Origin of the sequence: Sodalis sp. RH19 (assembly GCF_047324215.1) — a bacterium.
Taxonomy (GTDB): Bacteria; Pseudomonadota; Gammaproteobacteria; order Enterobacterales; family Enterobacteriaceae; genus Acerihabitans.
Genome location: NZ_CP178734.1, coordinates 2,769,506 through 2,787,657, shown reverse-complemented (window position 1 = coordinate 2,787,657; position 18,152 = coordinate 2,769,506). Strand labels below are relative to the sequence as shown.

Sequence of the window (18,152 nt, the reverse complement as noted above, 5' to 3'; positions counted from 1 at the left end):
GCTTGGCAGCAAAGCCAGTTGCGTAAATTGTCATGTCTGATCGTGGGCAGCTCAGCGAGAGGTGACTCTCAGGGCGCCACTGATATCGGGATGGCGGCGTTGTTGGCACCGCTACAATGAACCCTATAGCACCTGACGTATTAAAACGGCACTGTTAAGCGGGTGTTCTGACGCTTATCTCACGTATTGCCATACGGTGGGGGGGACCTTGTCATACAGTTTTCCCATCGTCAGCTCCGCAAGGCGGTGATCCGCCGCACCGTAGAATTCGACCAGTTCCGCTTCCGGCAGTCTATCCTTCATATGTTCGACGACTTTTTCCAGCGTTTCAACCGTATTGCAGCGCCTCAGCCTCATTAAAAAATCAACTTTACCCATAAAATTGCATTTATCCGTTAAAAAGAGATGATAATCTCAGAAAATGAATTGGTTATGATTGCCGGGATATTATCAGCATCAAAATACCCGCGCGGCGAATCGGAATAAAATACGCAGCCCGTTTACCTTCTTCCGGGCGTTAATCATCAGCGTCTGGTAAACATGCATCTTGGATCTATGTAATATAGAAACTAACCATTCATTACCGGCATAGCCGTCCCAAAGAGGGCTAGCATAACAGCTTCTTGGCAGCTTGGATAATGATCGCTATAAAAATATCCATTTTGCGAGGAATATTAAGTTTTTAAGCGGGCATCTATTATAAGTTACATTAGATGATGCAACGGAAAAACGATATAAACCCTATAGTTAGCATGGGGATAGGGTTGAAATGTTATAAAAACCTTTCGCGGTTAATTTATTTTAATAACAGCGAGCCCACGGCTCGAGGTAAAAATAAAATAAGGTTTTAATATTTAATGTCACTTTTTTTGATTTTCTTTCAATGGCCTTTTACTAAATTAATTACTCTGTTTACCGGCGACTAACACCGGGCCAGCGTTTTCGTTATGAAGGCTAATGATGCCAAGGCCATCTGCACTCTATCGCGCCGGCATGGCAGTGCCCGGTGTGGCATCGTCTGTTTGCTCCTGTCACCGGGCAGATGTTTGCGAGGGTTATAGACCTCTAAACGTTTTTACGTTCAACCCTTTCCTCACCCCAAAAAAGCGTGTCTTTCGAGGTTTTGGCGAAAGCGATTTCCAGCGCTTCATCACTGCCATCTTCCCAGATTTTCTGCGCCAGGGCCTCATCGTTATCAGCGACCTGGAAGATAGCTTCGGCAATTTCAAGGGACGTTTCCCGAATCTCAGCCCATGCTTGTATGTTATCCGCCATGGTTTCTCCTTAATGCGTTTTATAAGGTGGGTGGGTGCGAGGCATATACCTATTAATGATACAACCTGAACTATAGTGCAATTACGGGCAGACCGCCTTCCAGCCCGCATGGCCTGACAAGCGGCGCCGTGTTGGGGAACGGCGCTCGCGGCTGGCGCAACAAGGCGGGTCAGGGATCAGCTTTTCATTTTTAACGTAATACCGGCGACATATTCGCCCTGGTAACGGGCAATATCCAATTCCGGGGCCGAAGGCTGGCGCGATCCGTCTCCTCCCGCAAGCGTCGACGCGCCATAGGGCGTCCCTCCCCGCACCTGCGAGATATCAAACAGCTGTTTAGCGCCGTAGCCGATAGGCACCAGAATAAAGCCGTGATGGGCAAGCGTCGTCCAGGTAGAGGTAATGGTATGTTCTTGTCCGCCGCCGGTGCCGGTGGAGGTAAATACGCTGCCTATCTTGCCGTAAAGCGCTCCGGCGGCCCATAAAGCGCCGGTTTGGTCGAGAAAAGTACGCATTTGTCCGCTCATATTGCCAAAGCGGGTAGGAGTGCCAAAAATGATGGCGTCATAATCGGCCAGCTCCTGCGGCCTGGCTTCAGGGACATCTGGGCTGGATTTTCCTCCCGCCTGCGCAAACAGGTCCGGCGGCATGGTTTCAGGCACCCGTTTTACGGTGACCTCGGCGCCGCTTACCTTGCGCGCACCTTCGGCAACCGCCTGGGCCATGGTGGCGATGTGACCGTACATAGAATAATAAAGTACCAGAATCTTAGCCATATAAGTGCTTCCTTATCGGTGAGAAGATAGGGCATCAGCCTGCTGATGCCTTGATCGCTGGGATGATAGGGTATCGCCTGATCCTGCCTGGTGAATCCGCCTGATTGTCTTTAACCATAATAGTTTAGCCACACTATGCAAATGAATTATAATGGATTGGTTTTGCGGTGGCTGGCCTTACGATGAACAGGGTATTCATAAAGCCGATAAATGATAATAAATATTTCTGATTCCCAGGGGCAATAGTAATACCTTTCGACAAAATTTATTTAGGTTCAATGCATTACATTAGCCCGTTGAAATAATAAAGTTTTTTCATCGGTGTTTTGTTTCATATTATTAATATTTTGCCTGTCGGCTGCAGGATTAGCTATACTGTTTATCAAGGCGTTGGTAATACGCTGTTTGATTTTGTGAACCAGCGTCTTAATGAAGATAATGCTTCAAGATGATTATCTTCATTATGCCCTATGATTCTCTTAACTTAACTCGGAGGTTAACAATGACCGAACATCGTGGCGGTTCAGGTAACTTTGCGGAAGATCGTGAAAGAGCATCAGAAGCAGGCAGGAAAGGAGGTCAGCACAGCGGGGGAAATTTCAAAAATGACCCGCAGCGTGCGTCCAGAGCCGGTGAAAAAGGCGGCCGCAGCAGTAATAGCGGACGCCAGTCTTAAACCGCAATGGACATGACCACCGGCCGCCGGGGAAACCCGGCGGTTTTTTTATGCGTCAAAATTTTTTTGCGAGCAGCGGGTGCTGGTTATTATTGGGAAGCAGGCCAATTCAGGTTCGACCCCACGGTTTTTCACAGGCGAACCGGTCGCGCGTATTATGCCGGCAGATAACTGACGGAATGCTCCGGGCTTTCGCTTTTCGCATCAATCACTACACTCCATAACCCGCTGTATGGCACGCCCAGATAGGCTGTCGCCCGGTTGCTGACCCCGGGGATATCGCTGAATCCCAGGGCGGATGGCTCGGTAGGCTGCTGATTTTCACAGAGCAAATGAATATTGCATTTCTGGGAACAATGGACAACAACCGTGTCGCCACCAAATAGTTTCAGCCGCGTGCGAATAATGGACATGGAAAAACTCCCGATCTCAATGATGAATTTTAGATAATGCAGCATTTGCGTGAAGCGCATCACTGACATAACCAACAAACCACTGACCTTATAAAATCATTGAGTGGGCATAAATTTAATGACTTTAATCAAATTTTGTTGAGTTTAAAAAAAATAGTTGAATAAAAGCGCCCGCACTTGCGACAAGAGCGCGTCGTGACGTACAAAACCTGTCAATGGAGTCGCATATGGCCTGGCACGATCCTGTCCTTTGCCCATCATAAGGCCTTATGTACCCTGAAAGGTAACTGTCATCATGTCCTGAATTTTTCTCTGGTGCCAACGCCCGGCACCGGGCCGGCCCTTTCCGCCAACCCGGGATGTTGACCGGCGCTTATTGCCTGGCGCCGGCGTTGTGTGCAGGAACATCTATGCCTGCATCTTATGCCGGCGGGCAGATCCCGTCGTTTATGTTTACCTGCGCTTTGCACATTACCCTCTTTGTCGTAAGCAAAAAACGGTGGGGCGTCAGGCCAGCTAACCGGTGTGTGCCAGCGTAATGGCCAGTCATCGCGTAACAGGTCAGAACTCACCGACCAATAACGGCTTTATTATGCTTAGGTTGAACTCTGGTCAGGTAGATATAGACGTCAAAAATAGCACGCTGCGAGATAGTGAGGACTTAAAAATTTAATGGACGTTATGCATTTTATTCTTTTCAAAAAAAACGGTTCGTTACGTGTTGAAGGGGAATGCCATATTATTAAAAAAAATTATATTGTCGTGGCGGACCAGAGAATTATCACCGGTAAACAAGATAATGACGATGCAGTCTTTATCCGCTGTTACCCGGCAGACTTATTACACTTACGTCAGGACATTATTTTCGAGGAAAATTCTCTAACAGATTCTAGGTATGCAAATAAAATCTTGTATCGGTCATTCCCTATTGATAGTTTGATTATCGAAAGTACAGAAAAACTCATGCGTATGGCAAACAGTTTACCGAGCTGCTTTTTGTACCTCTATTGCCTTGGCATTGACAAATGTTATTTTTCGCACCTGTTGCGTCAATTTGTCGGCGTCAATATGAATAATACGTTACTGGACTTTTTTGAACAAAATTACCTGAAACAGTGGGCCGTGGCCAGATATGCCAGGGAGCTGGGCATTTCCCCCCCCAAATTGAACGTTGTCTTTTATCAACAATACGGGATGCCGATCAAACAGTGGTTAATGGAAAAACGGCTCAAGAAAAGCGGTGAGCTGCTTCTCACCACCACGCTGCGCGTGGCGGATATTGCTCTGGAGTGTGGTTTTAGCAGCCATGCACATTTTTCCGCCTTATTCCGCAGGCGTTTCCAGATTTGTCCGTCGCTATTTCGTACCATGGCAAAAAAAACCGCAAAATGATCTGTCATCAACATGGCTAATATGTAATCGCCTTTGTTAACAAGTGGTTAAGTGTGGCCATAATTCCACCAAATATAAGCTGCCAAACGCGTGTTTGCGCATTTTTGTTATAAAACACCACGAAGCGTTTGACAGGAGGGCTCAACTAGAGAATAATGCACGGCGTTGGGTCGTTAGCTCAGTTGGTAGAGCAGTTGACTCTTAATCAATTGGTCGCAGGTTCGAACCCTGCACGACCCACCAACAACCCCCTCCCTGTTGTGATCTGTATTACAATTTTAGACTCACCAAAACCCCAATATCGCCTCACGGCAATCCTGTATCCGCGAATAAAAATACCGCGCATTATTAGTTCGGCTTATTATTTAAGCAGGCATAACATAATGTATGCGAATATCCTAAAAGTGTCGATATCGCTATCACGCCAACTTTTTTAAATCCATTATGGGTTTCTGGGAGAAGTTTTTTGTCGATTTCCCAGGCTGTCGTCGTGTGAATGAATGCATGCTGATTAAAAACTAATCAAAAAGTCAATGTTTACCTGATGACTGCTTCAGCTGATGGCGAGTTTCAGCATGCGGTGTGAATAAGTGAGTATGGCCATATCACAAAGGCGTTGAATCCGGCGCTATACATGATCTGAAGGTAAAGTTTTCGTGGGTGCCAGGCTGTTAAAGGCGTGGGAGTTGCAAAATTTAATGCCCTTTCGCAGAGCGAAAGGGCATCAGTGATTGCTCTATTTTAATTTTACAGGCATGGATAAGTCCTTAAACATTTATTAAAATAGAGAATAAATCCGGGTTATAAGAATCTTGGGCAGGAGATTGCCATAACCCGCGGTGGGCAGAGATGAGCGGCCATTATTTATGGCTGCTGGAACCGCCTTTTTTACCAGCTTCAGATGCCTTTTCAGGATTGTTTTTGAAGCCACCGCCGCCGCTGCCGCTCTTCTGGCCGCCTTTTTTACCCGCTTCCGACGCTTTTTGTTTATCATCAGAGAAGTTACCGTTACTACCACGATGTTCTGCCATAATACTCACCTAAATTTATTAAAAACGATTAATAAGATTCATCTGAAGAATGGCAATAAAAATAGCGCCAAACCGAGATGATGAGTTGGTGGTATAAGTAATCCTTATCACCAGTAAATAAAGGTTAGAAGAGCTGGCGGAAAAGCGCAAATTTACATTTTGTTTGCGAATAATCTTACCATTTTTATATGGTATTGATTCCTTGTAGAAAATTTAAGTTTTGATCAATACCGCTAATAACGTTACTCCGTTGAATTTACATAGCAATATGAATTATTTTTATTGGCAAGTATTTGGCATTATGTTTTAATTCAATAATATCAATGCGTTAACTTTAATATAATTTTAAGTAATTATCTAAATGGAAAATTGTTATTTATAATAAGTACTAGGTTTAATGACATTTTCACTTAGGAAAAATACTGTCAAGCGCACGCAGGGCTGGCGCAGCGCCGGGTCAGGAATGTGCTGGATAGCATCAGAAAACTGGCAACGAGGAAAAATATCAAATTGCGGCCAATGGGCCACTAGCTGGACATAAAACCGGATGGCGGAAATAAGCGGCATCCGGTATAACGTTTAACACATACCTACAAAAAATGAATTATTTATGTTTATTTTCGTGGGATTTTTTGTTTTGTTCTCTGTCATGACCCTGCTTGGTTTGTGCGGGTTGCGCGTTGCCTGCTTCGTTGCCGGCAGACCGGTTTTCGTTCTTGCCGTTCTTTAGCTCAGCAGTGGACGCATTGTTTTTTTTGCTTGAATTTTCAACAGGTTTCTTGGACATGCTTATTCCTTAACCATAGATAACGACATTTGCCACTCTAAATGGGTTGGCCTACGAATACTGCGCCCTTCAGCGGCCGTTATTATGGATGTAGATCAATTTTTTTGTTATTGACGGGATTTCTTAGCAATGCCGACGATGTGTTTTATGCTGTGACTCTCTGGTTCTCGTGGCGGTGGGAAGCAAACCCCAGGCAATTACAGGCTTATGTTATGAATAGTGATGCGATACCGGTCGTTACTGTCAGGCGTTCACGCTGGCCCATCCTAAAAAAGATCTCTTGCAAAATAAAAAGCTAAAGATTATAGTGTATAATAATTATACTTGTTATTATTTTATGGTTGATTTCGCATCATGTCATGCCTGTTTATGATATTAGACATATAGTATGGTTGCGTCGTAGTTTGTTTTCCGGCGCAGGGTCTTTTACTCGACATAAGCATTCAGATGACTAACCACAGCAGTCGTATTATCCTCGATAAATCCCTTGCGACAGAAGGCATTACATCTAAAGTCGATCGTTGGCGCTCGGGTGTTAACGCCGCCTTGCTTGAATCCAATTTTTCGCATAGCCAGGCTGAACAGCTTACCTGGAGTGTCGAGGCTCATCATTTTGATGTGTTTATTTGCGGGCGACTGCGGTCTACTGGCCAAAGTCTCATTAATTTACCGCACAAATATGATAATTTAAATGACCATTTTATTTTGATGGTCGTGGTAGAGGGGGGTATTGAAGGCAAAGCGGGGTATGTTGATATTGAGCTTTCCCCTGGGGATATTATTTTACTCGACGTATTGCAGCCGATTAAAATGCAGATGAAAGAAGGGCGCAAGTCGAATTATGTCGATGTCCTTTACGTGGCTATCCCGCGCGCGCTGCTCTCGGAAATTGATGATTGCTGTCAACTACACGGAAAAATAATTCCCCAAAAAGATTTCCTGAGCCGCCTTATCGCCACTAATATTGCCGCCTTGATGAGCCACAGTGCTAATTTCAGCGACAGTGAGGTAAACCAGGTTGCAAGGCCTGTGATCGACTTTGTTATTTCAGCCATACGCTCTACTCACGCAATCATTCAGCCCATCATGATGGACACGAAAATACATATCATCACGCGGATTTGCGACTTTATTCAAGAGCATCTCCGTTTGCCGGCGCTCGGCGCGGAATTGATCTGTCAAAAATTCGGTTTGTCGCGCTCCTCGCTTTACCGGTTGTTTGAACCTTTTGGCGGCATTGTCGCCCATATCCGCAAAAAGAGAATCGTCGCCGCAACGCGAATGTTACTTAAACCGCAATATCGACAGTGGAAGGTGGCCGAAATCGCCTATTACTGGCAGTTTGAACCGGCCGCGTTTAACCGTCTGTTTTTCTCCGCTTATGGCCTGACGCCCAACCAGGCGCGCAAAGAGCATCACGAATTGTGGGCGCTGGAAAATATGAACGAATCGCAAGTAGTCTGGCTACGCTCACTTTGAAGGCCAAGGTTCGGCTCACTATCATCCAAGCCCTGGCGTTCGCGTTATCGCAGATTCATATCAGGGTTTGGTACTCGAACCGCAAGAACAGGTTACCAGGCTGCTGCAAGTACAATTTCCGACATTTTGCGGGCTGCCTTGTGGCACCGGATCGGAAGAGGCCCGGGGTTCAACGCAGCCAGTAAGAATCGATCCCGCCAGCGCAATCATCGCTAAAAACAATGCCTTTTTCATCGTTTACTCCTGCCATTTTTTTTGATTATAGCCTGCTTTTAATTAAATCCAGTATGGATTTCGCCATGAAATCAATACGAAAATAAGATTGATAGCGGTAAGGCGGTCAACCCGCGGCATAATAGCGTTGCCAAACGATGATCACCAGCAAGGCGGCGGCCGTCCAGCATAAGACCGCACCAAATAAGGCATAGGGCAGCCGCCAGGAACCGATAAGAAAATACAGGGAGATAAGATAGATCAGGTAGGGGATCACCGCCCAAATGCCGAACAGGATGGTGGTGCGCAGCGCATCGATGCCGCGCTCGCCGCCGACAATATAATGCGCGATAAGCGCAAAGGTGGGAAAGAGGGGAAGCAGTCCGGCAAGATAATAGTTGCGCGTTTTTGACAGCACCCCGATTAATACGACAATTGCGGCGCCCAACAAGGCTTTCAGTAATAAATTCATGGAATCACTAACGTACTTGAAGTCAGGATTGGCATTTTAGCATGGTTTACTTCAGGTCCGCTGTGGCCTATGGCGCTTACCCTGGCATCGGTTAAGAGGCACCCTGCCAGGGTATGCGCCTGAACGACTACTGCTTATAGGCGTACTTGATCTGTTTTATCGTATTGCTGAAGACATCCGCCTGCGCCGGGTCTTCCAGCTCGGTGATATATTTTTCCATCTTGATAATGACTTTGCCCGCGTCGGCTTGTCCCATGGCTTTGAGTATCAATGTCACCATGGCCTTCATGCAATTGAGCTCCTGCGCCAGAACGGCGTTATCATTGTCGGTGGAAAATTCAACATTGCCCATTGGGTCTCCTGGAATTTAATGTGGTCTCGGTCGATCCGGTTGCAGTGGCAAGGCCGTATCAACACCATTTCAGTGCCAATTATAACAGATTTGTTTTGGATATTTAACGAAACACCGGAGTATCTTCAGTGAAGAGGTTAAAAAATTTGCTCCCGCCAGGGATATAATTTACCGCGGGCAAAGCGGCATGGGCCGGCGAGGCATTCATCCGCAAGCGGCAATATGCGCTCGATAGCGTAAAATGTAAGTTCGAAAGTAATAACTAATTAATATTTTAATGAATATCTTTTCAAAAAGTATGATTTATTGATATGTAATTTTATAATTATTTTTTTTAATTCATTGTTTTTAATGTCTTTTCACTATTTTGTGCGACGGTCAACTTTTAAGCGATATAAACTGTGGACTGAATACCAATACGGAGGGCGAGGGTAGCGCCATCAAAGGATTGTGAAACAGTCAAGCGAATGTTGTTAAATTCTCTTGCCGTAGCTTAACCGATCTGTCTAAAATGAGTATCAACAGGTGGCACTGCTGAATTTTTATAGTATAAGCGGATATCTATATTCATTATTTACTTAAAAAGCAGTAATATTAAGTCATAAATATTTGATTCGCTTTACATCACTCCCTTTTTTTGGAGATTTTATCTTTGATAAGCGTTTTTCTTGTTGATGACCACGAATTGGTGCGTGCAGGGATACGCCGTATTCTTGATGATATCAAAGGTTTTAAAGTGGTTGGCGAGGCGCAGTGCGGTGAAGATGCGGTAAAATGGTGTCGCAGCAACTGTGTAAATGTCGTGCTGATGGATATGAACATGCCGGGTATTGGCGGTCTGGAGGCTACCCGTAAGATCATACGCTTCTCACCTGATATTAAAGTTATCATGCTCACCATTCACACTGAGAATCCATTACCTGCTAAAGTAATGCAGGCGGGAGCCGCAGGTTATCTAAGCAAAGCGGCGGCGCCTCAGGAAGTGATTTGTGCCATCCGCTCCGTCAATGCAGGCAAACGCTATATCGCTTCTGATATCGCACAGCAAATGGCCTTGAGCCAGCTCGAGCCACAGACTGAGACCCCGTTTGAATGTTTGTCCCAACGCGAGCTGCAGATCATGCTGATGATCACGAAGGGGCAAAAAGTGAATGAAATTTCAGAACAACTCAACCTGAGTCCTAAAACGGTTAATAGCTATCGTTATAGAATGTTTAGTAAACTTAACATCGGTGGAGACGTTGAGTTAACACATCTGGCCATTCGGCACGGGTTGTTTAATGCGGAGAGTTTATTAAGCAGTGACTGACAGCTTCAATCCTAAAGAATTTCTTAAAACCGTCACCAGTCAGCCCGGCGTCTACAGAATGTACGACGCTACGGACACTGTCATTTATGTCGGCAAGGCAAAGGACCTGAAAAAACGTCTGGCGAGTTACTTCCGTCTGCAGGTTTCCAGTCGCAAAACCGAAGCCTTGGTCAAGCTCATCGCCCAAATCGACGTCACCATCACCCATACCGAGACCGAGGCGCTGTTACTGGAACATAATTATATCAAGTTGTTCCAACCGCGTTATAACGTCTTGCTCAGGGATGATAAATCCTACCCGTTGATTTTCCTTAGCAGCGATACGCATCCGCGCCTGAGCTTTCACCGCGGCGCCAAGCATGCCAAGGGCGAGTATTTCGGTCCTTTTCCCAACGGCTACGCCGTGCGGGAAACGCTTGCGCTGTTGCAAAAACTGTTTCCCATCCGGCAATGCGAGGACAGCGTTTACCGCAACCGTTCCCGCCCCTGCCTGCAATACCAGATCGGGCGCTGTCTGGGGCCGTGCGTTAAAGGACTGGTGAGCGATGAGGAGTACCAACATCAGGTTGATTATGTCCGCTTGTTTTTATCCGGCAAGGATCAGCAGGTCCTGAATCAGCTGGTCGAGCGCATGGAGCTGGCGAGCCGGGCGTTGAATTTTGAAGAGGCCGCCCGGGCGCGCGATCAGATACAGGCGGTAAGACGGGTCACCGAAAAACAGTTTGTTACGGGGGATCATGAGGACCTCGACGTTATCGGCGTGGCGTTCGATGCCGGAATGGCGTGCGTGCACGTGTTATTCATCCGGCAGGGCAAGGTCTTGGGCAGCCGCAGTTATTTTCCTAAAGTGCCGATAGGAACCGACCTTTCCGAAGTGGTGCAGACGTTTGTCGGTCAGTTCTACCTGCAAGGCAGCCAGATGCGGACATTGCCCGGGGAAATTCTGCTTGATTTTTCCCTGCCGGAAAAAGATTTGTTATCGGAATCGTTAAGCGAACTGGCCGGTCGTAAAGTCCACATCCAGTCCCACCCCCGCGGCGATCGCGCGCGTTATCTGAAATTAGCGCGTACCAATGCCGCAACGGCGCTGGTGACAAAGTTAGCGCAGCAGTCCACGATTCATCAGCGTCTGGCGGCGTTGGCGGAATTGCTGGGCCTGGATGCCATCAAGCGGATGGAATGTTTTGACATCAGTCATACCATGGGGGAACAAACCATTGCTTCCTGCGTCGTGTTCGACGCCAATGGACCCGTGCGGGCCGAGTACCGCCGCTTCAATATAGAGGGCATTACCCCTGGGGACGATTACGCGGCCATGACCCAGGTATTGCGCCGCCGCTATGGCAAGGCGCTGGAGGAAAGCAAGATTCCCGATGTGGTGATTATCGACGGCGGCAAGGGACAATTGGGGATGGCGATTGATGTGTTTGCCCAGCTGGATGTGCCCTGGGATAAATCACGTGTTATTTTGTTGGGGGTGGCCAAAGGCACCGACCGTAAGGCCGGGTTGGAAACGCTGTTTTTCAAAGCCCACGGCGAAGGCATATCGCTGCCGCCTGATTCGCCAGCCCTGCACGTCATCCAGCATATCAGGGATGATTCGCATAACCATGCGATTACCGGGCACCGCAACAAACGCGCAAAGGTCAAAAATACCAGCGCGTTGGAATTAATTGAGGGTGTGGGCCCTAAACGTCGACAAACCCTGTTAAAATACATGGGCGGTTTGCAGCCTTTACGGAACGCAAGTCTTGAGGAAATTGCTCAGGTGCCCGGTATTTCGAACGCATTGGCAGAAAAAATTTTTAATGCATTGAAACACTAACGGCGATGTAGCAACATACTCGTTATCTCCGTCCAGCCAGATAGTTAACGTGGCATTATGCAATTGAATATACCGACTTGGCTTACATTGTTGCGTGTCGTAATGATACCTTTTTTCGTCCTGGCTTTTTACCTGCCTTTCTACTGGGCGCCCCTGGCCTGCGCGTTGATCTTTATCCTGGCGGCGGTCACTGACTGGTTTGATGGCTTCCTGGCACGTCGCTGGAAGCAAACGACGCGTTTCGGCGCGTTCCTGGATCCGGTGGCGGATAAAGTCATGGTGGCCATCGCCTTGGTCTTGGTGGCGGAACATTTTCATTCCTGGTGGATAACGCTGCCCGCGGCGACGATGATCGCTCGTGAGATCATTATTTCGGCGCTGCGCGAGTGGATGGCTGAGATTGGCAAACGCAGCAGCGTCGCCGTTTCCTGGATCGGCAAGGTGAAAACCACCGCCCAGATGCTGGCGCTGGTTGCATTGCTCTGGCGCCCCGAGCAGATCGTCACCGGTATCGGCATCGCCGCGCTTTATGTTGCCGCGGTACTGACATTCTGGTCGATGTTTCAGTATTTGAACGCCGCCCGTCATGATTTGTTCGAACACTGATCGAAGCGCCGTAAAAATCAACAAACAGGCGCCTGGGCGCGATAATTCTATTGACTCGCTACGTCAGGTCAGTAGAATGCAACGCATCGAAAGCAACGACCGATTGCCAGACGATAACAGTAAAAATTAGTAAGTTAAAACAAGTAGCTTTCATCGATGCGGGAATAGCTCAGTGGTAGAGCACAACCTTGCCAAGGTTGGGGTCGCGAGTTCGAGCCTCGTTTCCCGCTCCAGATGTACAACGAAGCCTTTTTAAGAGGCAGCAAAGGCGCGTTGGCAGAGTGGCCATGCAGCGGATTGCAAATCCGCCCACCTCGGTTCGACTCCGGGACGCGCCTCCAATATGTTATTCCCCGACGCCCGGGTGGTGGAATCGGTAGACACAAGGGATTTAAAATCCCTCGGCTTTATGGCTGTACGGGTTCAAGTCCCGTCCCGGGTACCACACCAGAATTCGTAATAAAAACAAAGTAGTATGAACAAATTGATACCGCCGATAGGCGGTTTTTTTATGCCTGCAATTTGCTGCCAAAACCCGAAAATGACTACAAAATGACTACATTTTGTCTACGCTCATTTTTTGCACAGCTCTTTTGGTCGAAAACCAGGCGAAAAATACCTATCTGCGATTCGGAATTCTTTCAAAGAAAATTATTTTTTCAGGTCGTTTTTTTGATAACTAACGACGACTTATGCTAATAAATTCAATAAAAACCGCGCTACCTATCAGGTAACCTGATAATGGCGAGATCCGGCAACTTTAAACACTAACAGCTACGGAAATATATCATTAACCGATTTAGAGTCAGGACGGTTCAAAAAACGGTTGCATGACATGGCCGACATACAACGTATCTGAAGGCTGGCCTAGCACGACGTAAATCAGTTATTCATTTCTGTTCGTTATGAATTCAGGTAGCGATAATTTAGGTATAAGGGCTGTGCCTAAGTTCTTTCAAATATATGATAGACCGCATAACTAAATTTTCCCTGCCTTCAAGAGCCTATACTAATCTGCCGCTTCGCTACTTCCCAAGCTCAGTAATCTACGCCTATACTGTACAAAACAACAGTGTCGTAATCTTTGAGTAACTTGATATGATTTTTGTACGCGCAGCTGAGCTTGCCGAAGTAATTCCACTACCGTTATTTGCGGAAAGAGTGCAGGCCGGTTTTCCCAGCCCAGCGCAAGACTATATAGAAAATCGCATTGATTTAAATCAGTTATGTGTAAATCATCCCGCAGCCACCTATTTCGTGCGGGTGACCGGTGAATCAATGATTGAGGGCTTCATTAACGAAGGAGACATGCTGGTAGTTGATAGCGCCCTGACAGCGAAACATGGCCAGATAGTGATTGCCGCAATTGACGGCGAGTTTACCGTTAAGCAACTGCAACTCACTCCCACACCGCGGTTGATTCCCATGAATGCCGCATACCAATCCATTCCTATTCGTGTCGATGACAATGTTGAGATCTTTGGTGTCGTGACATTTATCATTCACTCGGCACCCTGATCATGTTTGCCCTGGCGGATGTGAATTCATTCTATGCATCCTGCGAAACGGTTTTTCGCCCCGATTTGAAAGGGAAGCCAATCATTGTGTTAAGCAACAATGATGGGTGCGTGATAGCGCGGTCTGCCGAGGCGAAAAAAATTGGCTTCAAAACCGGAAATCCCTTTTTCGAGATCAGGGATATTGTCAGGAAACATCGCGTTTCTGTTTTTTCCAGCAACTATGCACTCTATGCGGACATGTCCAATCGTGTTATGACGACGTTGGAAGAAATGGCCCCATCGGTTGAAATATATTCCATTGATGAGGCATTTATGGATGTGTCCGGCGTCAGTAATTGCATGTCGCTGGAACAGTTCGGTCGTGATGTCAGGGAGCGTGTTAAGCAGCGTACTAAACTCACCGTAGGCGTTGGTATCGCCCCGACTAAGACGCTGGCAAAGCTTGCTAACCACGCCGCCAAACAGTGGAGCAAAACCGGCGGCGTGGTGGATCTTTCTTCGCCGCTGCGTCAGCGTAAACTTATGGCGCTTATGCCGGTGGAGGAGGTATGGGGAGTGGGCAGGCGGATAGCGAAGAAACTTAACACGATGGGTATTTTTACTGTTTTGCAGTTGGCTGATAGCCATCCGCCGTTTATTCGGAAACATTTTAGCGTGGTCCTGGAACGCACGGTCCGGGAGTTGTGTGGCGAATCATGTATGGCACTGGAAGAGTTTGCCCCAACGAAACAAGAGATCATCAGCTCACGATCCTTTGGTGAGCGTGCTACTACTTATCAAAGTGTTAGGGAAGCGGTTTGTGCATATGCTGAACGCGCCGCTGAAAAATTGCGGGGAGAGCACCAGTATTGCAAAAAAATATCGGTGTTTATTAAAACCAGTCCTTTTGCGATAGATGAGCCATATTATGGGAATCTGGCGACCGGTAGTTTGACAATCCCAAGTAACGATACCCGCGACATTATCCGGGTGGCCATGGATTGCCTTGACCGGATATTTATGCCGGGGATGCGCTACCAGAAAGCGGGCGTGATGCTCGGGGATTTTTTTAGCGTTGGCGTCGCGCAACTGGCGCTATTTGATGACTTTAAGCCTGCGGCTAATAGCGAAGCGCTAATGCGGGTTCTGGATGGCATAAACCATTCAGGGAAAGGAAAGGTATGGTTTGCGGGGCAGGGCATACAGCAGGCATGGCAGATGAAAAGGGCGCTGCTATCCCCGCGCTACACCACATGTTATAAAGATTTGCCGGTCGTAATCGCTAAGTGAAGGTTAACTAAACGGCCTAAACGGCAGGATTATCGATGCGCTCAATGATCCCCGCGTTGTCATTGTGAATGTTCCCTACCGCCTTGCCGACCGGGTGGAAAGTAAACTCATCGGCTGGTATCACAAAATCCTTTGCCAATTCTTCAGCGCGTTCTGGGGTTGTATCAGGCGATAGCCATTCCAGCGAGGCTTCCCTGGTCATAACTAATGGCCTGCGATCGTGAATATCAACCAGCCCTTTGTCACTGGCAGCTGTAACGATAACAAAACCGTCGTCTTCCGGCGCGTCCAGGGCATCAGGATGAAAGCGGCTTATGGCGGCGAAAAATATTGGTTCCTTATTTTCGTGATAAATAAAATAGGGCTGTTTGATCTTTGCGTTATCTGGGTCTTTTTTCCACTCATACCAGCCATCGGCCATAACAAGGGCGCGCCCCGAAGTCCACAACGGCTTAAACATACGTCCACTGGCGGCAGTCTCGACGCGAGCGTTAATCAGGGGAGGACGGCCCGCTTCCTTAGCCCAGGCAGGCTGATATCCCCACAAAACGGGATCGAGGTGTAGTTTATCTTCACGCTGGTTCAGCAGCAAAACACGGGTACCCGGAGAGACGTTGTACCGCCCGACCGGCTCGCCATCCAGCCCGCCGACAAATTCGACATCCGGCCTCAAAGATTCGAGATATTTTTCTCTGGTATCAATCTGCGCAAATCTGCCGCACATAGGAGTTAACTTTTCAAAGAGAAGATGAATTAAGTATAGAAAGCGGATGGATTTCCCCCAATAAAAAACCTGCTTTCGCAGGCTGTGATTATCATAGGGCCAATTGGGTTTGCTGCTTTTCTGTAGGATGAGGAATGGCGGGATCTGTCATGCCAGGAGTCATAATTGAACGGGTAAAGGACTCCATGGTGACAAAGGTATGACTGCAATTGATATTGGTGCATTGATGATAACGCTCCTTGGTACTCTCGCTGAGGTAGCGGCTCGAACGGGTGTGAGCAGCCTTACGGCATAAAGGGCAGTGCATCATAAATACCTCCTGGAGAGTGGCTTCGGTTCTAAATAATTTTAACATTAAGTTCAAAAATGTGAATTATATTTCAACTATGCTTATCGTTTTGCTTTATCACTGATTGCATACCTGATAAAAATATCTCCATATTTACCAACGTTGTGAAACCGCTATTGCTAAGTTGATGGGTCACTTTATTGATAATCCATGGCTGAGCATCAATCACCGCCTTAAACCCTTTTACCCGCGCCGGTGTTTCCGGGCATAGGTCGGCGCGGCCCAAGGCCAGGCAAAGAGTAAATTCCGCAATGCCACGTTGCAGCTTATTCCACATTGCCTGGGCGGCACGCATGGCTGCAGCTTTGTTTGCATAAACAGTGTGAATAACATACACATTATCATTGCTACCGAGCAGGTATTCCCCTGTTTTGGACTCCAGCGTTTTCGTCCGGCTCGGTTTGTTTGATTTAGTTTTCGGGTGTTGCAGGGCGCGCAGATGCGGTTGTTTTTTTAACCGCGTCACCTTTACTTTTTGAGGTTTCGGATCTTTGGTATGTAACCAACCTGCGGTTACACCGGTATAGGCCTCCCGGTCGGCGATGGCGAAACTGTGCCGATCGCCGTCCCGTCGTTCGATGGTTATTTGAGGAATGGATTTGCCGGACGCTGTCCTGCCATAACCAGGAATAATTAGCATAAGTCGTCCTGCTTTTATTGCCGCAACCGCGCCATTTCTTTCAGCTAAGCGGGTGATAAACGCCGCGTCGGTTTCCTGCGTCTGGTCTATATGGGGGATGGCGATAGTCGCCAGCGTATCTGAAACGACGGGCACCAGTTTATGGCGGTTCGCGATTTGGTTGATAATGTCGCCCAGGGTGGTTTCATGATATGAGACTTCACGGCGTGAGTTCAGCGAGCCACGAAAATCCGCGCTGCGGGCGCGGATGGTCAGAATATCGGGCGTGCCCCGGTGCTCTATTTCATCCACGGTAAAATCGCCTTTACCGATCAGTGCTTCACCCTGCCAGCCTAGGAATACCTTTATAACTGCGCCACGCCCCGGCAGCTGTATCTGGCCGTCGGCGTCGTCCAGTTCGATATCCAGCTGATCCGCCTCAAGTCCGCGATTATCATTTAGTGTCAGCGACAGGAGCCGGGGCCGCACATTGGCGGTTATATCTTTTTCATTTATGGTCAGCCGAAAATCGGGTGCCAGGGTATGCCCGGCGGAATAATTCGGTGCGCTGCTTATCAAAAGAATCCTCCTGCGGCGGTGTTGATATTACCAGCCAGCGTTCCGGCCCGGTTAATGAGCGTGGCGGCCTGTTCTTGGAGATCGCCGAGAAGTGCCGTCAAGCTTTCATCCACGCGCATCAGGTTCAGCGTAAATTCAATGCGCCGTGCCGCGCCGTCGGCAAAAAACAGCGTGCGGGTTTGGTTAAACCCGGTAACCACGTACATACCGTATATCGTGCCGGTACCCTCGATCAGCGGCCATGCCTTACCCTGTGCCGCCATGGTCTCCAGCGCCAGGAGCGATAGCCGCCCGCCGGTGAGCTCAGGTAATAGCACGCCGGAAAGGGTAATCTGGTCATTGCCTGGGCCGAGAAATTGCGCCGCCGGGGGCAGGCCGACACGGCTGTTGGTCGGCCAGCGATATTCCACCGACCGGCTTAGGTTTTGATAGGGAACGGTGCTCAGGGCAAACACAAACAACCCCAGGGTCATCATCATAATGTGC

At 47.9% G+C, this 18,152-nt stretch carries 20 protein-coding genes and 4 tRNA genes; 12 read left to right on the top strand and 12 right to left on the bottom strand.

What is annotated here, in order from left to right:
* Nucleotides 1-174: 174 nt before the first annotated feature.
* The 3 genes from ACL2XF_RS12685 to wrbA all read right to left on the bottom strand — a co-directional run bounded on the left by ACL2XF_RS12685 (nt 175) and on the right by wrbA (nt 2,051).
* Nucleotides 175-378 carry an HHA domain-containing protein gene (locus ACL2XF_RS12685; RefSeq protein ID WP_410015861.1) on the bottom strand — a complete coding sequence of 68 codons (204 nt, stop codon included), beginning with the start codon at nt 376-378 and terminating at the stop codon, nt 175-177.
* Nucleotides 379-1,065: 687 nt separating this feature from the next.
* Nucleotides 1,066-1,275, bottom strand: coding sequence for a YccJ family protein (locus ACL2XF_RS12680; RefSeq protein WP_410015860.1), 210 nt, complete (start codon nt 1,273-1,275; stop codon nt 1,066-1,068).
* Between the two features lie 176 nt (nt 1,276-1,451).
* A complete protein-coding gene (wrbA, locus tag ACL2XF_RS12675) occupies nt 1,452-2,051 on the bottom strand; it encodes an NAD(P)H:quinone oxidoreductase (protein ID WP_410015859.1) in 600 nt (199 codons plus the stop codon).
* A gap of 502 nt (nt 2,052-2,553) precedes the next feature.
* Here wrbA and ACL2XF_RS12670 point away from each other — a divergent pair.
* A complete protein-coding gene (locus tag ACL2XF_RS12670) occupies nt 2,554-2,727 on the top strand; it encodes a general stress protein (protein ID WP_410015858.1) in 174 nt (57 codons plus the stop codon).
* 155 nt (nt 2,728-2,882) lie between these two features.
* Here the strand turns inward: ACL2XF_RS12670 and ACL2XF_RS12665 are convergent, their stop codons facing one another.
* Entirely contained in the window at nt 2,883-3,140 is a 258-nt protein-coding gene (locus ACL2XF_RS12665) for a DUF1883 domain-containing protein (RefSeq protein ID WP_410016585.1), read from the bottom strand.
* A gap of 672 nt (nt 3,141-3,812) precedes the next feature.
* On the opposite strand from ACL2XF_RS12665, the gene ACL2XF_RS12660 reads away from it, so the two are divergent.
* Nucleotides 3,813-4,532 (top strand): helix-turn-helix transcriptional regulator, encoded by a 720-nt coding sequence (locus ACL2XF_RS12660; RefSeq protein ID WP_410015857.1) that lies wholly within the window; start codon nt 3,813-3,815, stop codon nt 4,530-4,532.
* 167 nt (nt 4,533-4,699) lie between these two features.
* Nucleotides 4,700-4,775, top strand: a tRNA-Lys gene (locus ACL2XF_RS12655).
* A 617-nt stretch (nt 4,776-5,392) separates the two neighbouring features.
* Here the strand turns inward: ACL2XF_RS12655 and ACL2XF_RS12650 are convergent.
* Nucleotides 5,393-5,563: a KGG domain-containing protein gene (locus ACL2XF_RS12650; RefSeq protein WP_410015856.1), complete on the bottom strand. Its 171-nt coding sequence runs from the start codon at nt 5,561-5,563 to the stop codon at nt 5,393-5,395.
* Between the two features lie 604 nt (nt 5,564-6,167).
* Nucleotides 6,168-6,350 (bottom strand): hypothetical protein, encoded by a 183-nt coding sequence (locus ACL2XF_RS12645; RefSeq protein WP_410015855.1) that lies wholly within the window; start codon nt 6,348-6,350, stop codon nt 6,168-6,170.
* Nucleotides 6,351-6,797: 447 nt separating this feature from the next.
* Between ACL2XF_RS12645 and ACL2XF_RS12640 the strand changes: the two genes are divergently transcribed.
* The gene (locus tag ACL2XF_RS12640; RefSeq protein ID WP_410015854.1) at nt 6,798-7,829 is read left to right on the top strand and encodes a helix-turn-helix domain-containing protein; all 1,032 of its coding nucleotides are present in this window, start codon (nt 6,798-6,800) and stop codon (nt 7,827-7,829) included.
* 340 nt (nt 7,830-8,169) lie between these two features.
* Here the strand turns inward: ACL2XF_RS12640 and ACL2XF_RS12635 are convergent, their stop codons facing one another.
* Together ACL2XF_RS12635 and ACL2XF_RS12630 are read right to left on the bottom strand one after the other, a co-directional pair.
* Nucleotides 8,170-8,514, bottom strand: a complete 345-nt coding sequence (locus ACL2XF_RS12635; protein WP_410015853.1) for a GlpM family protein — start codon at nt 8,512-8,514, stop codon at nt 8,170-8,172.
* A gap of 127 nt (nt 8,515-8,641) precedes the next feature.
* Nucleotides 8,642-8,866, bottom strand: coding sequence for a DUF2594 family protein (locus tag ACL2XF_RS12630; protein WP_410015852.1), 225 nt, complete (start codon nt 8,864-8,866; stop codon nt 8,642-8,644).
* Nucleotides 8,867-9,518: 652 nt separating this feature from the next.
* Here ACL2XF_RS12630 and uvrY point away from each other — a divergent pair.
* From uvrY to umuC, 8 genes are all read left to right on the top strand, one after another.
* Nucleotides 9,519-10,175, top strand: coding sequence for a UvrY/SirA/GacA family response regulator transcription factor (uvrY, locus tag ACL2XF_RS12625; RefSeq protein WP_410015851.1), 657 nt, complete (start codon nt 9,519-9,521; stop codon nt 10,173-10,175).
* Nucleotides 10,168-12,000 (top strand): excinuclease ABC subunit UvrC, encoded by a 1,833-nt coding sequence (gene uvrC, locus ACL2XF_RS12620; protein ID WP_410015850.1) that lies wholly within the window; start codon nt 10,168-10,170, stop codon nt 11,998-12,000. The genes uvrY and uvrC overlap by 8 nt, the downstream gene beginning before the upstream one ends.
* Before the next feature lie 57 nt (nt 12,001-12,057).
* On the top strand, nt 12,058-12,606 hold the full coding sequence (pgsA, locus tag ACL2XF_RS12615; RefSeq protein WP_410015849.1) for a CDP-diacylglycerol--glycerol-3-phosphate 3-phosphatidyltransferase: 549 nt from the start codon (nt 12,058-12,060) through the stop codon (nt 12,604-12,606).
* A 158-nt stretch (nt 12,607-12,764) separates the two neighbouring features.
* Nucleotides 12,765-12,839 (top strand) — tRNA-Gly (locus tag ACL2XF_RS12610).
* A 34-nt stretch (nt 12,840-12,873) separates the two neighbouring features.
* Nucleotides 12,874-12,947, top strand: a tRNA-Cys gene (locus tag ACL2XF_RS12605).
* Between the two features lie 17 nt (nt 12,948-12,964).
* Nucleotides 12,965-13,051 (top strand) — tRNA-Leu (locus tag ACL2XF_RS12600).
* A gap of 653 nt (nt 13,052-13,704) precedes the next feature.
* Nucleotides 13,705-14,124 carry a translesion error-prone DNA polymerase V autoproteolytic subunit gene (gene umuD / locus ACL2XF_RS12595; RefSeq protein WP_413728722.1) on the top strand — a complete coding sequence of 140 codons (420 nt, stop codon included), beginning with the start codon at nt 13,705-13,707 and terminating at the stop codon, nt 14,122-14,124.
* A gap of 2 nt (nt 14,125-14,126) precedes the next feature.
* The gene (gene umuC, locus ACL2XF_RS12590; protein WP_413728721.1) at nt 14,127-15,395 is read left to right on the top strand and encodes a translesion error-prone DNA polymerase V subunit UmuC; all 1,269 of its coding nucleotides are present in this window, start codon (nt 14,127-14,129) and stop codon (nt 15,393-15,395) included.
* Nucleotides 15,396-15,411: 16 nt separating this feature from the next.
* Here the strand turns inward: umuC and ACL2XF_RS12585 are convergent, their stop codons facing one another.
* The 4 genes from ACL2XF_RS12585 to ACL2XF_RS12570 form a co-directional block, all read right to left on the bottom strand.
* Complete coding sequence (locus ACL2XF_RS12585) at nt 15,412-16,119, bottom strand: SOS response-associated peptidase family protein (RefSeq protein WP_413728720.1); 708 nt, start codon at nt 16,117-16,119, stop codon at nt 15,412-15,414.
* Nucleotides 16,120-16,210: 91 nt separating this feature from the next.
* A complete protein-coding gene (locus tag ACL2XF_RS12580) occupies nt 16,211-16,429 on the bottom strand; it encodes an ogr/Delta-like zinc finger family protein (RefSeq protein WP_413728719.1) in 219 nt (72 codons plus the stop codon).
* 70 nt (nt 16,430-16,499) lie between these two features.
* Nucleotides 16,500-17,666: a phage late control D family protein gene (locus tag ACL2XF_RS12575; protein WP_413728718.1), complete on the bottom strand. Its 1,167-nt coding sequence runs from the start codon at nt 17,664-17,666 to the stop codon at nt 16,500-16,502.
* Nucleotides 17,663-18,145 (bottom strand): phage tail protein, encoded by a 483-nt coding sequence (locus tag ACL2XF_RS12570; RefSeq protein WP_413728717.1) that lies wholly within the window; start codon nt 18,143-18,145, stop codon nt 17,663-17,665. The genes ACL2XF_RS12575 and ACL2XF_RS12570 overlap by 4 nt, the downstream gene beginning before the upstream one ends.
* Nucleotides 18,146-18,152 lie beyond the last annotated feature (7 nt).

Bases quoted from the DNA above. Each gene is read 5' to 3' on its own strand.
- ACL2XF_RS12685 (WP_410015861.1), bottom strand. From the start codon at position 378: ATGGGTAAAGTTGATTTTTTAATGAGGCTGAGGCGCTGCAATACGGTT.
- ACL2XF_RS12680 (WP_410015860.1), bottom strand. From the start codon at position 1,275: ATGGCGGATAACATACAAGCATGGGCTGAGATTCGGGAAACGTCCCTT.
- wrbA (WP_410015859.1), bottom strand. From the start codon at position 2,051: ATGGCTAAGATTCTGGTACTTTATTATTCTATGTACGGTCACATCGCC.
- ACL2XF_RS12670 (WP_410015858.1), top strand. From the start codon at position 2,554: ATGACCGAACATCGTGGCGGTTCAGGTAACTTTGCGGAAGATCGTGAA.
- ACL2XF_RS12665 (WP_410016585.1), bottom strand. From the start codon at position 3,140: ATGTCCATTATTCGCACGCGGCTGAAACTATTTGGTGGCGACACGGTT.
- ACL2XF_RS12660 (WP_410015857.1), top strand. From the start codon at position 3,813: ATGGACGTTATGCATTTTATTCTTTTCAAAAAAAACGGTTCGTTACGT.
- ACL2XF_RS12650 (WP_410015856.1), bottom strand. From the start codon at position 5,563: ATGGCAGAACATCGTGGTAGTAACGGTAACTTCTCTGATGATAAACAA.
- ACL2XF_RS12645 (WP_410015855.1), bottom strand. From the start codon at position 6,350: ATGTCCAAGAAACCTGTTGAAAATTCAAGCAAAAAAAACAATGCGTCC.
- ACL2XF_RS12640 (WP_410015854.1), top strand. From the start codon at position 6,798: ATGACTAACCACAGCAGTCGTATTATCCTCGATAAATCCCTTGCGACA.
- ACL2XF_RS12635 (WP_410015853.1), bottom strand. From the start codon at position 8,514: ATGAATTTATTACTGAAAGCCTTGTTGGGCGCCGCAATTGTCGTATTA.
- ACL2XF_RS12630 (WP_410015852.1), bottom strand. From the start codon at position 8,866: ATGGGCAATGTTGAATTTTCCACCGACAATGATAACGCCGTTCTGGCG.
- pgsA (WP_410015849.1), top strand. From the start codon at position 12,058: ATGCAATTGAATATACCGACTTGGCTTACATTGTTGCGTGTCGTAATG.
- umuD (WP_413728722.1), top strand. From the start codon at position 13,705: ATGATTTTTGTACGCGCAGCTGAGCTTGCCGAAGTAATTCCACTACCG.
- umuC (WP_413728721.1), top strand. From the start codon at position 14,127: ATGTTTGCCCTGGCGGATGTGAATTCATTCTATGCATCCTGCGAAACG.
- ACL2XF_RS12585 (WP_413728720.1), bottom strand. From the start codon at position 16,119: ATGTGCGGCAGATTTGCGCAGATTGATACCAGAGAAAAATATCTCGAA.
- ACL2XF_RS12580 (WP_413728719.1), bottom strand. From the start codon at position 16,429: ATGATGCACTGCCCTTTATGCCGTAAGGCTGCTCACACCCGTTCGAGC.
- ACL2XF_RS12570 (WP_413728717.1), bottom strand. From the start codon at position 18,145: ATGATGATGACCCTGGGGTTGTTTGTGTTTGCCCTGAGCACCGTTCCC.